General features: G+C 35.3%; 7 protein-coding genes and 1 pseudogene. 7 read left to right on the top strand and 1 reads right to left on the bottom strand.

What is annotated here, in order from left to right; all coding sequences use genetic code 11:
• Positions 1 to 9 precede the first annotated feature (9 nt).
• The 5 genes and pseudogenes from B6K90_RS06935 to B6K90_RS23365 form a co-directional block, all read left to right on the top strand.
• Positions 10 to 1,290 (top strand): sensor histidine kinase, encoded by a 1,281-nt coding sequence (locus tag B6K90_RS06935; protein ID WP_235821743.1) that lies wholly within the window; start codon positions 10 to 12, stop codon positions 1,288 to 1,290.
• A gap of 5 nt (positions 1,291 to 1,295) precedes the next feature.
• On the top strand, positions 1,296 to 2,213 hold the full coding sequence (locus B6K90_RS06930) for a response regulator (RefSeq protein ID WP_088012020.1): 918 nt from the start codon (positions 1,296 to 1,298) through the stop codon (positions 2,211 to 2,213).
• 335 nt (positions 2,214 to 2,548) lie between these two features.
• Positions 2,549 to 3,961 (top strand): amino acid permease, encoded by a 1,413-nt coding sequence (locus tag B6K90_RS06925; protein ID WP_088012019.1) that lies wholly within the window; start codon positions 2,549 to 2,551, stop codon positions 3,959 to 3,961.
• 658 nt (positions 3,962 to 4,619) lie between these two features.
• Positions 4,620 to 4,793, top strand: a complete 174-nt coding sequence (locus B6K90_RS06920; RefSeq protein ID WP_235821742.1) for a multicopper oxidase domain-containing protein — start codon at positions 4,620 to 4,622, stop codon at positions 4,791 to 4,793.
• A gap of 55 nt (positions 4,794 to 4,848) precedes the next feature.
• A pseudogene (locus tag B6K90_RS23365) lies at positions 4,849 to 5,034 on the top strand (NAD(P)/FAD-dependent oxidoreductase); the annotation flags it as partial.
• A gap of 169 nt (positions 5,035 to 5,203) precedes the next feature.
• Here B6K90_RS23365 and B6K90_RS23640 read toward each other — a convergent pair.
• Positions 5,204 to 5,362, bottom strand: coding sequence for a hypothetical protein (locus B6K90_RS23640; RefSeq protein WP_167555295.1), 159 nt, complete (start codon positions 5,360 to 5,362; stop codon positions 5,204 to 5,206).
• Positions 5,363 to 5,704: 342 nt separating this feature from the next.
• Here B6K90_RS23640 and B6K90_RS23635 point away from each other — a divergent pair, with 342 nt between their 5' ends.
• Positions 5,705 to 5,854 (top strand): hypothetical protein, encoded by a 150-nt coding sequence (locus B6K90_RS23635; protein WP_088012018.1) that lies wholly within the window; start codon positions 5,705 to 5,707, stop codon positions 5,852 to 5,854.
• Between the two features lie 676 nt (positions 5,855 to 6,530).
• Positions 6,531 to 13,748, top strand: a complete 7,218-nt coding sequence (locus B6K90_RS06910; RefSeq protein WP_088012017.1) for an immunoglobulin-like domain-containing protein — start codon at positions 6,531 to 6,533, stop codon at positions 13,746 to 13,748.
• Positions 13,749 to 13,845 lie beyond the last annotated feature (97 nt).

Below are 13,845 nucleotides of genomic sequence, written 5' to 3'. Positions count from 1 at the left end.
AAATGTTTAATGTTTGGAGGTGTCGAACTGAAGGAACGAATTTTAGCAGTTGTATTTTTGATGATAACCGTTCCGCTCGCTGGAGAGTTTAAATTCTATCCGTTCAATGATGCTTTCCGTGTTAGCCTGGGGACACCGGCATTTTTCTTATTTTTGTTATTGGGAAGGGGCATTCACCCGAATATTGCAGGAATTTTGACTGGGACAAGTGTGTTTGTATTTCGGTTTTTTTTGGCGGCCCTAATCAGTAACATACCGGTTGATGAGGCATTTTACAGTCATTTTCCGGTACTCTTTTATTACGTGGTGTTCGCTTTCATCTTTCATTTTACTAAGATGAATGAGCAGCATAACAAGCCATTTATGATAGGATTACTAGGAATGGTCATAGAAATTGGTGCAAGTTTAGTTGAAATGGTGATTCGATACTCTATAGCGGATAAAATGATTGCATTTCACTCAATCGAACAGATTATCTTTATCGCGTTTATTCGAAGTTTTTTCGTACTTGGCTTTTTTAACATTTTTAAACTGAGAGAATCAAAATTGGCAGTGGAAGAGCAGCGTAGACAAAACGAGCAAATGCTGTTGTTCATCTCGAATTTGTATGAGGAATCGGTACAGCTTAAGAAAACAATGCAAAATGCGGAAGAAATCACCCGCATAAGTTATGATTTTTATCGTAGGTTGAAATCGGAAGTTTCTCATGTGCATTTTTCCCAAACCGCACTGCAAATTGCAAGTCTCGTGCATGAAGTAAAAAAAGATAATCAGCGAATTTATGCTGGACTATCACAGTTGATTTCTACAGAAAAGCTAGAGGACTACATGGGCATTGAGTTACTGTGTAACATTATCCTTGTTTCCAATAGACGGTATGCCGAGTTATTGAATAAACACATTTCGTTTTCTATGCACGTCGAAGGGGAACATCCGCCATATCATGTATATAGGGTATTATCTTTGATAAATAACTTGATCGCAAATGCGGTGGAAGCCATTGAGCAAGAGGGACATGTATCGTTGTATGTCATTCGAAGAGACTGGATTGTAGAATTTCATGTCTGTGATAATGGACCAGGCATTGCACCGAAGTTGAAAGAAGTCATTTTTAAAGAGGGGTTTACATCTAAGTATGATGCTTCCGGCAATCCTTCTACAGGAATTGGACTTTCATATGTGAAACTAACCGTGGACAAGCTTGGCGGACATATTAAGCTAAAAGAAAGTCATAAAGAAACAGTATTTGTTATCGAGCTTCCAATTAATGCGATGATACAGAAAGGATAAATCAAATGAATTATTTTATAATAGACGATGATCCAGCTATTAGAGCGATGCTGATAGACTTGATTGAGGATGAGGATTTAGGCAAAGTGATGGGTGAAGCAGAAGACGGATCATTGGTAGACAATGACTTGCTTGCGCTCAAAAAAGTAGACGTAGTACTTATTGATTTACTGATGCCAAAGAGGGATGGAATTGAAACAATTCGTGTTCTTTCTTCTGAATTCAAGGGGAAATTCGTGATGATTTCGCAAGTAGAGGCAAAGGAGCTCATAGGGGAAGTATATAGTTTAGGAGCAGAATACTACATCACTAAGCCGTTAAACCGCATTGAAATCTCAGTAGTGTTAAAAAAGGTTAACGAACGGGTGATTCTGGAAAAATCAATTCGAGGCATACAAGAATCGTTAACTTTATTAAAAGGTCATCAGTCGCCACCATTCGGCTCTTCTCATACAAAAAACATAATCGAAGCCGGCCGTTCATTGATTTCTGATTTAGGGATTATCGGAGAAAGCGGTAGTGAAGACTTGATGAATATTTTAGAATTCCTGCAGGACCAAAAACAAAAGTTTGGATCCTTCTACATCTTTCCGTCTCTAAAAGACATATTTTATGGGTATGCAAAAAAAACGCTTGGGGAACAGGCTACCGAGGCGGAAATACAAAAAGAATCGAAAGCCTCCGAACAACGGGTTCGCAGAGCTATTTACCATGTGCTCATCCATATTGCCTCATTAGGATTAACAGATTACACGAATCCAAAATTCGAAGCGTATTCATCCACATTTTTCGATTTCTCGGAAGTCCGAAAGAAAATGTTAGAGCTTGAAGGTAAAAGTGAAAAAAGCACTAATCAAAGCCGTATCAATATGAAAAAATTCATTCAATCGCTCTATTTAGAATCAAAGCAGTTGGTGGATTAGCCAATAAATTTGTTTCTTCAAATTGCATGGAGAGTAAAAGTGTTGTAGTCAAGTTGTAACAAGGGTACGGATAATAAGCCAATGCTGTCTTTGTTTATTTAATTTTAGAAAAGGATCTGAATATAGTCTTTCTACACATTTTCTGAATATTTTATTTTGTTGAAATATGCTTTGTATAGTTACAAATCGTATGATAAGATAAAAATCGCGTTTAATTCAAACAATTAAATTTTTATGGTTTTAGTTGTCCGAATTTTCTATTTTTTACAAACAACTATGAAAGTACTAAATAATTAAAATTGGAAAAGTAGCTCAAGAATTTAGAGGAGGTTTTTATGAATTTATTTCGAAAAAAATCAGTAACGAGTGGATTATCTAACAGTTCACTTAATAAAGTTTTAGGTGCATTTGACTTAACAATGCTAGGAATAGGTGCAATTATTGGTACTGGGATTTTCGTTCTAACTGGTGTAGCAGCAGCAGATTATGCTGGTCCAGCACTTATACTTTCATTTATAATTGCAGGTTTAGCCTGTACATTTGCTGCATTATGTTACTCTGAATTTGCATCAATGATTCCTGAGGCAGGTAGCGCATATACGTATAGTTATGTCGCATTCGGTGAAATTGTGGCATGGATATTAGGTTGGGATATGGTACTTGAATATGGACTGGCTTCATCAGCTGTAGCTAGTGGATGGTCTGGTTACTTCCAAAGTTTATTATCAGGTTTTGGAATTCATTTCCCAACAGCATTAACAAGTGCATTTGATCCTTCTAAAGGAACTTTTATAGATTTACCAGCAGTTCTTATCGTATTATTAGTTACATTCGTTCTTACTAGAGGTGTAAAAGAATCTGCAAAACTAAACACTGTAATGGTAATTGTTAAATTAGCAGTAGTAATTCTTTTCATCGCTATAGGTGTTTGGTATGTTGAGCCAGGAAACTGGACACCGTTTATGCCAATGGGATTCTCTGGTGTAACAGCTGGAGCTGCAGTGGTTGTTTTTGCTTACTTTGGTTTTGATGCAGTATCTACTGCTGCTGAGGAAGTAAAAAATCCTCAACGTAACTTACCAATCGGTATTATTTCTGCATTAACAATTTGCACAATCTTATATATCGTTGTTTCCTTAATTCTTACGGGTATCGTGCCGTTCGATCAACTTGGTGTTAAAGATCCTGTTGCTTTTGCTTTATCATTTATCCACCAAGATTGGGCAGCTGGTTTCATTTCACTAGGTGCAATAATTGGTATTACTACAGTTTTAATCGTAATGATGTTTGGACAAACACGTTTATTCTACTCAATCAGTAGAGATGGTTTACTTCCGAAAAAATTATCAAAAGTTAATGGTAAAACTCAAGTACCGGTTGTAAGTACATGGGTAACTGGTGGATTAGTTGCTGCATTTGCTGGTTTAATTCCATTGAATAAACTAGCCGAATTAACAAATATTGGTACATTATTTGCCTTCTCAGCTGTATCACTTGGTATTTTAGTCTTAAGAAAAACTCATCCAAACTTAAAACGTGGATTTAAAACTCCTTGGGTTCCTGTTGTTCCAGTATTAGCAATTTTATTCTGTGGATATTTAATGTTCCAACTTTCAGCATTTACTTGGAAGGGATTCGTAGTTTGGTTAGTAATAGGTTTAGTAATTTACGCTACTTACGGTTATAAAAACAGTAAATTAAATCAGTGTGACAGTATAGAAGCACCACAAATAAAGCTGCATAAATAAAAATTGGGCTTTCCCTTAAGTTAGGAGAACTGACTTTTGGGAAGCCCTTTTAAATACAAAAAATCACCTATTACTAAGTGGATTGCACATACTTCCTATGCAAGTTCTTTTGGTCATAACAAAATAAAACTGTTTTCCCTTCAAATTAGTTCCAAAATGTATTGGTCGTCTCCATAGTTGATTAATATAAGCTAATCACAGACATTTTCCTAATTCATATCACTGATTTTTTATTCCTTCCCTTGTTTTTGGAACATGTATATATCTTCTTGTATGATCAGTTCTTTCGAAGATTTGATAATATTATTTTTCGGAATTCCATTTTGTATTTGGAAAATCTCAAGTATGTGGACAACATTACTGCCTGTATTATGACACTAAGGAAAGGAGATTTTTCGATGAACGCCACCAAACTATGAATATAAACAAATTACAGATGTAACCGATGAAGTTATTATGTTGATGGGAATGTCTCTAATATTCCTTGTGTTTTTGCTTTTAAGTTTTCTAAAAAAGATAAGTGTTTTATTACCAATACTTTTTGCGCTATCTTTTGTTATTACAATGTAAAAGGGCTTAATGAATAGTGATACTGTTGTTGCAATTGATAAAGAAATTGAAATTGCAAAAGGAATTAAATTTCCAGGTTGGACGTTCAATGGGACGATTCCTGGACCAAGGTGATCTGTTACGTTTCCACTTTACAAATAAGGGAAGTCATCCACATTCTATTCATTTTCATTGTATGCATCCGCCTAGTATGGATGGTCTAATACCAGTTATGCCTGGACAATCATTTACTAATGAATTTGAAGCAAAACAATATGGCTAACAAATTTATCATTGTCATGTACTCCCATTATTCGACTCAACTCCAATAAATGTAAACTAATTATAGTTGGCTCGAAATAGATGATGTCATGAATGAAAAATGTATTCCTATTCATGAAAGAGGGGTTACCCCAGTTAAAGGGTTATTCTTTTTAGGATTACCATGGCAGTATACTAGAGGGTCAGGACTTCTTTACGGTGTAGGCAAAGATGCAGAATACCTAGTTAAATATTTGAATTGAATGTTTAGTAATACATGAGAGATTATCATATTTACTTTTTAGTAGAGTGTTTTGTATGAAAACATATCTATTTGGGCTTTATTATTGCCTATTTATATTTCGAAGTATTTCTGTCTATCTTTAAAGACAGCTTTACATCATTGTAAGCCGCCTTTCATTTATACATTTATTACTGCTCGTGCTTCCAATTAGTGGGTTGACCTGAAGAAGGGCAGTTAGGAAACTTTTGCCCAGCTGTTAATTCAATATGTTCTCCGTCTGCGTCAATATAGTGACCTGTTTCCATTACTGTTTCACCAGATCTATGGGAATGTTGATGTTGTGTCATAAGTAAAATCCTCCTAATTATTGTGATTTGAAATTGCAACAATAGTTAGAATGCCCTTTGAACACATCGTTATTCAAAGTTTTTGGATTGTTACTTTTGCAAAATCTTTATGTCTTCTATGATATGATCAAATGGAACTTTACTGGTGAGGTAAAAGTTCAGCATATACAGCATCAAGTTTAATTTTTCAGCAATCTAGTCTGCAACTAGCTTTTCTGTTTAAACTGGATATATGCAAAGTTAGCAGTACACATATAAAGTAATAAGGTTTACTTCAGTAAATAAGGTATATTATATTTATTGAATAGATTCTTTTTAAGGACAGAAAAGTAGGTGAACAAAGTGGGAAAATATCAATTGGATACGAAAGGTCAGAAAGCTGTGACAAAGTTTCATGAAAAACAAACGCCTGCCAAATTTGATAAAAAGCAGCAACTTGAAAAAATGCGTGCGGAGTATTTGAAACAGAAGCAAAAAAAAACAGATAAATAATATGAACGAAAACATAGGAAGACTAAAATCTTCCTATGTTTTTTTTAATTCTAAGTTCTTTTTTCAATTGATGATAGAGTTTATTATTCCCATAAATTTCAGATTCGGTAGAAGCGATACAAATAGCTATATTTAATAACATTGTTCCGTTTTTTGGTCTTGTGTTCTCCGCACATTTCTTAAATGAAACAATTACAGTTTCACAATTATTTTGTATTTATTATCGCTGGAGATTTATTTGGGACAGGTTATACTGCCATTTTTACATATCTGATCTATATAAACTCCAAAATTCGAATCTATTCTAAAATAGTTTATTATGATCGTAAATTGACATATGATTTTGGACTATCTTATTTAGCGAATTCCCCCAAGTTTAAAATAGAAATTTTTTAATTCATGTTCTATTTACTTCGATGATTCTGCATTTTCTTTTGATTTTCCACAATTTACTACAAAATCTGAATGAGGAAAAGTATGTTTGTGGGACTCCTCTTATAATAATCTACTTAATCAATCAAAAATTAACCCCAATTTACAGTAAATATTGGCCTAAGTACAATGAAAACGACAAGTTAAATTATTTGAAAATTCTTAATAATAAGACTTGTGACTTTGTTTTCGAATGAGCAAGTGAACTTCACTAATAGATTGTTCATTCAACGGGGGAGGAAATATGAAGTATAGAAAAAAGTTGTTGAAAAAAATGTCGTATATGGCGGTCTTTGGGCTTGTCATGTCAAACATGAATTTTGTATTTGCTGAAGAAAACAGCCATAAAAATCCATTCACAGCAAAAGAATCTGAACCGAAATCAGGAATATTTGTGACGAATGGTAAAGGGAGCTTAAATTCAGCTAATTTGTCTCAAAAAGATCTAGATGCCTTGAATGAGAAGGGGAAAAAAAGCATTGAGGCTGCTATTGAAAGGGATAAGAAAAAGAAACTAGCAGATATGGCGAAATTGTCGAATATGGAAGCTCATAAGCCAGATGAGAAGGTTTCGGTCATTGTCCAGCTTAAAGGTCAAACCGTTTCGGAGTTGACAGCAGCAGAGAATGTTGGAGTTAATAAAATGTCTGTGAGCAATGCTGCAATTAGTGTTCAAGAAGACATTAAAACGACAAAAAACAAAATCATGAGCGAATTATCTAATAGTAAAATGAAGAGTAGTAATAAACTAGAGTTTAAGCACGAATTTGAAAATATATTTAAAGGTTTTAGTATTGATAATATAAAATTTGAAGATATTGATTACATTAAATCATTACCAGATGTAAAATCTGTTACATTACAACAAACATTTACACCAGCTGTAAATCAACAGCATGATTTGACAGGAATTAAAAATCTTTGGAATGGTTCTTCTTTAGGAAAACCGATTGGTTATAAAGGAGAAGGGATGATCATCGCAGTAGTGGATACAGGTGTTGACTATACGCATGAAGCATTCCCAAATCCGAAAGATATGAGTAAAGCAAGAATTAAAAAGGGGAAATATAAACGTCCAGATGGTACAACTTCTCTAAAAGTAGTAGACGGCTACAATTGGGCTGATCAAAATGATGATATCATCCCACGAGTGGAAAATCCAAATAATGCAACAAGCTCACATGGTGTACACGTGGCAGGAATTGCAGCTGGATCTGGCCCTGTTATTCAAGGTGTTGCGCCAGAAGCACAAATTATTGCTGAAAAAGTGTTCTCTGACCATCAAGCTGGTGCATTAACAGAAGATATTATAAAAGGGATCGACCATGCTTCTGCATTAGGAGCAGATGTAATTAATATGAGTTTAGGCTCATCTTCTTCTTTCGATACAAGAGACCCTAACGATCCATTAGGAATTGCGATTCGAAATGCAACAGATGAGGGACATGTTGTCGTTGTTGCAGCTGGAAATGCATCTAATGCATATTCAGATCGATCTGGTGGTCTAGGTGAAACAATAAAAGTAGGACAAACTCCTGATTTAAATAAAATTGGAAATCCAGGTGTTTATCCAGATTCATTTACAGTTGCAGCTGCAAATAATATTGTATCGAAACATACGTATAAATTTCATACTGACGAAGTTGATCATGATATTTCTGGGGAAGGTCTTGATGACTGGAATTGGCCAGCAGACAAAAACAAAGAGTATTCTTTAGTTTCGCTAGGAAAAGACAGTAGTGGAAATGAACGTGTTGGTTTACCTTCAGATTACGATGGTTTAGATGTGACTGGTAAGGTCGTATTGATTAAGCGTGGAACACTGAGTTTTGCAGAGAAGGTAGCAAATGCGAAACAAAAAGGTGCTGTTGGAGTAATCGTTTATAACGGAAGTTCTAATCAACCAGCTCCAGATCCTCAAGGATTTGGATCAATTCCATTTTCATTTATTAGTTATGAAGATGGAAAGGCATTAGACGATATACTTTCATGTGGTGGCGGTGATGGACCTGTTATTGGTCCACTTAGCACATGTGGAGGTGGACCAGTTATCGGACCACTAGATGCAACAACTCAGAAGTCAATCAAGTTTAAAATAAATGATGAGAAAGTAAGCTCTGCATTCGCTGAATCGAACCCTGGACAACCAACGGATTTCACATCTTGGGGGACAGCTAGTGATTTATTATTAAAACCAGAAGTAATGGCTCCCGGTCATGCAATTGTATCATCAGTTAGAACTGCTGATACGAATAAACACAATGCTTATGAAAGCGAAGATGGAACTTCTATGGCGGCTCCATATGTAGCAGGTGCAGTTGCTGATGTCATGCAAGCTTTAATTGATAAAGGATTTAAACCGGGTACAAGAGCTTTTGCGGGATTAACGAAGAATGTAATTATGAATACATCGATTCCAGCAAAAAGAGATTATGTCAATGGTAATAATCCAATTGACCGTAGTGACTATATGACTGAATATCAACCTAGAAGACAAGGTGCAGGAATGATTCGCCCAGATCTTGCTGTGAAAACTCCTGTGGTTGTTACGGGTCCAACTGGTACAGGCAGTATTAGTTTGAAAGAAATAGGTAAAGATACAACATTTACACTAACTGCTTCAAATCTTTCAAATAAACCTGTAACTTACAAATTAAATGGAAATGTCATGACGGATGTTTTAAAAGACAAACTTAAGACAAATTCGGATAACATTCGTAGCCGATATTTAGAAGATGCAAACTTATCATTTGATATAAAGGAAATAACAATTCCAGCAAATTCAACTAAGCGAGTAAATGTTAATTTATCTTTAACAGATGCTACAGTAAAAAACACATTTGTTGAGGGCTATATTTATTTAACGCCGACAGATTCAAATAACCCGACATTAAACGTTCCATATAATGGTTTTTATGGGAAATGGGATGAACCAAAAGTCATCGATACATCAGATACAACAGATGTATGGACACAGTCAGGATTTGGTACACAATTAGCAGTTCAAACAGGTCCTTTCTATTTTGGATATGAACAGTTATTCGGTAAACCAACTACACCAGCTCAAATCGCTCTAGGTGACAAGTTTTATGCTTTTGGTCCTGAATTCTTCCCAGTACCAGCGCTTGCTTTACTCCGAAGTGCACGTAACTTGAAAATTGATGTTGTCGATAAAGAGCATAATCTTGTGACTCATTTGGCAGATGAAGATTGGAATGTCAAAAATGATCCATATTCAGGAGGTTTACCTTCTCAGATTTCACAAAACTGGGTTTGGTATGCATATAATCAAGGACTACCTGTTCCTGATGGACAGTATTATTTTGCGGTTACAGCAACAGCGGATGCACCTAATGCAAAACCGCAACCGACAGTTTATATTCCTATGTATAAGGATACTTCAGCACCGAAATTAAATTTATTAAGATCAGCTGATTATGATGAAAAAACACATCCGGAAGTGACGAATACAGATAGTTATACTGTGCGCTGGACGATGGATGATGGAGATGCTGGTGATGTTGATGGTAGTGTATATTTAGCCGTTAATGGAAGCGAGCCATTTACTACTTATAAATCAGATGTTAAATATAATGCAGATGGCACATATGAATTAAAAGTACCTGGATTAAATGAAGGACTAAATATTATCACTATTGCGCCTATTGATAAGGTTGGAAATTTTGGTGAATATCATACCGTTATCGTTAATAAAACGAGTAATCATGTTTGGATTGATATGTATTCAGCTACTTTAGGGGATAACGTTCCAAGTATGTACTGGACTGCTAACGTAAAGCCTAGTGACAATTTTAGTTTGAATTTTAAAGCAGTTGGACGTACAGGTGCTGTGAAAAAAATCCAGGCGGTCCTTTTAAAAGATTATTACGATAATAATACGATTGTTGGAGAGCCTATCGATCTTGATCTAAATCAAGTGATGACGGAAAAACCAGCATATGGAGAATACAGTGAGTATTCGATTAGAGGACAATATACCGTTCCAAAAGATTTACCTGCAGGAGAGTATGTTGTGAAGTATGTATGTTTAGCTGAGGGAGAAAAATGGAATGATGCAGAAATTCCAGCAATTGGCATTGAGACATACGTAGATACTGTGGCACCAACTATTTCAGTGAATGCGGATAAAATGAAAGCTTTTGTAGAAAAGAGCGGAGATCCTGTTTCTCTAATGTTAAATACGACAGTGAAAGATGAAATAGCAAATTCAAGAGGCTATAAAGTAGAAGTTGACGTTGATGGTGGAATTAAAAAATCAATGGGAAGTATAACAACTTTAGATAGATCTGAACAAACGTTCCGATATCCAGTTGTGTTAGCAAAAGGTGATCACTCCATCGAATTGACCACTACCGATTATATGGGAAATGCAAGTAAAACTACATTTAATGTAAGTGTTACAGCAGATAAAGTAATCATTAATAACGATGGTACAAACACTGAGCTACCAATTAATGTAGTACCATACAAAGATGCAAGTAGAAATTCAGAAATAAAACTTCAATACAATAAGACTTACCATGTAGAAAGTTACGATCCATGGGTCGAAGGTTATCTTGTAACACCTTATGGTAACAATAAAACATGGTCAGCGGATCCAGATTTAGCGCCAATTTTATTAGTAGGAAATCAACAAAGAAAAGCAGCAACATCTTATTACCCTAATGCTATACCAGAGTGGGATTTGCCATTAGGTGATGTATATGCCTTCAATAATCCTGTTGGATATGATGATCCAGGTAGTATACCAGAAGGTGAAAGTACGTTCCCGGTAACGATGATTGATTATTTAGGTCACGAGACGACAATCAAAGTACCTATCATTAAAAACTCGTATATACCAAAAGTGAAATTTGATAACGCGATTATTGATTCAACAGGTACTGCAACATTCTTTACTTATGATTCAACTTATGACGTAAAAGGATCGATAACTGCGGTTGGAATGAATTTTTACGCTGAATGGGTTGATTGGAATCGAAGAGTAGCGGGAGAAGATAACTTCTATAAAAATTTATTCGACCCAACCTCAAAATGGAGAAGTGTTCCATATGACGATGGCTTTAACGAAGAAACTGGAGGAAATATTCCAGAAGGATATAACAATGAGCCTGGTGTAAAATCATTTAGTATGCCAACGGGTGAGTTAAAACTAGGAGCAAATTTTTTTGAAATAGATGGTGGAAGTACAATTGGTAAGAACCCTAGTCACCCATTTGCAGGGAACCATCCATTAGTTTTCAATGTGGTAGTCTATCGCCTTGGTGCTGCAGAAGCCGCTGATCAACCTCTAGCAACAAAAGCAGCGGAACAGTTGAATTGGGACAAGATAAAAGGTAATAACGTAGAGCAAACGAATGTGTTGTCTAATTTAGTGCTACCTTTCTTTGATAAAACTAATCAAGCAGAAATTAGCTGGGAAAGCAGTGATCCAAACATCATCACAAACGATGGGAAGGTATATCGAGCAGATAAAAATACTAATATCACACTTACAGCTACAGCAACTGTAGGCGGTGCTACTGCTGTTAAGACGTTTACAGTAACAGTAAAAGCTAAAAATCCAGATGACTCATTAGCCGTTGCTGAAGATTCATCATCTATAACTTGGAATGCAATTAGGTCAGGAAATACTACTCAAAGTGATGTAACACAAACTTTATCTTTACCAACAAGAGGAACAAATGGGTCACTAATAACTTGGACTTCTGACGATCAAAAGCATCTTACCAATCAAGGTAGAGTCTATACACCACTTTTTGATGAAGCGGATGCCCATGTAGAGTTGGTAGCAAAAATCACTAGAAATAGTAAAACACTCTATAAAACGTTTAATTTAACAATATTAAAAGATAGTGAAAATAAAGAAAAAACAATTGTTCTACGAGCTTATCAGTCTCTTACTATCGAGTCACTGCTTGGTGAAAACAAATCAGACCTAGACGTCACAAAAGACTTGTCATTCCCTACAAGCTTTGGAAACAATGGAGTAGGCATCAATTGGGAATCTGATAATCCAGAAATAATTGCGAATGATGGAAAAGTGACTAGACCTGAGCTAAATCAGTATATAAGAGTAGTAGCTTATTTCAAATTAGGTAATGCTCGTCTAGCAAAAGAATATTATTTCTTTGTTCGAAGTAAAGATACTTCTGATGAACCAGCTGTTTTGGCAGCGAAATCATCGGTTGTTTGGAATTTGATTAAGCAAAATAACATGGACCAAAATGCTGTAACATTTAACTTGAATTTACCAACAAAAGGGACAAATGACACAACAATTAGTTGGTCTTCAAGTAATCCTTCGATTATTAAAAATGATGGAACAGTAACAAGACCTAAATTTGAGCTTGGTAATCGTCCTGTTACGTTAACTGCAACTATTATGAAAGGAAATGCGAGCACGACGAGAGAATTTTATCTGACAGTATTAAGGCAAAATTATGAAGAACCACCTGTATCAACAATCAATACAATTGATGACAATGACACAAGTATTTCAGGAACTACGCTAGCCAATGCAAATATTATGGTGAAAAATAAAGAGCTTGTAGTAGGAACTGGAAAAACAAATGCTGATGGTAAATTTGCCATAAAGATTAGCCCACAAAAAGCAGGAACAGTTTTAACAATATATGTCCAAGGTTTACAAAGTAAATCAGTAATCGTACTAGATCGTACTGCCCCAAATGCACCAAAGATCTATCGAGTTGATGACAATGATACCTCAATATCAGGTAGTACCGAAGCGAACGCATCGATTACGATTTGCGTACAAAATAAAGTACTAGCAACAGGAAAAGCAGATTCAAAAGGGGCATATCGAATTAAAATAAGTAAACAAAAAGCTGGTACAGTATTAACCGTATTTGCAAAAGATCAAGCGGGAAATAAAAGTGCTACGTCAAAAGTGACGGTATTAGACCGAACAGCACCTAATGCTCCAAGGATTAATCAGATTGATAACAACGATACATCAATATCTGGTACGAGCGAAGCAAACGCATCTATTATTGTTAAAAATCAAAACAAGATAATTGCATCTGGAAAAGCAGATGCAAAGGGAGCATACCGTATTAAGGTAAGTAAACAAAAAGCAGGCACAATACTAACAGTTTATGCCAAAGATCGTGCAGGAAATCAGAGCGCTGCATCTAAAACAAAGGTGTTAGACCGTACTGCTCCAAATACACCAGTGATTTTAAGCTTGAGTGTAAGTTCCAAATATAGTGGGAAAATTAAAGGTAAAGCAGAGGCATATTCAACAATTGTTGTAACAATAGGGAATAAAACTGTTGCAAAAGCAAAAGTATCAAGTAAAGGTATTTTTGAAATGAAATTACCAAAGCAAAGTAAAGGTACAAAAACTATTACTCTATACGCAATGGATCAAGCCGGAAATAAGAGTCATTCTGTAAAACGAACAATAAAAGTTAAGTAAAGTAGTTCAAAGTAATTAAAAAGAAGATGTCTAAAATGATTAGTTTCATTTGAGACATCTTTTCATTTTATTTGCAATATGGTTGTGAATTAACTAT

It is taken from the genome of Gottfriedia acidiceleris, assembly GCF_002128425.1.
Lineage (GTDB): Bacteria > Bacillota > Bacilli > Bacillales > Bacillaceae_G > Gottfriedia > Gottfriedia acidiceleris.
The sequence above is the reverse complement of the archived record's forward strand: the minus strand, read 5'-3'. Positions and strand labels throughout refer to the sequence as shown.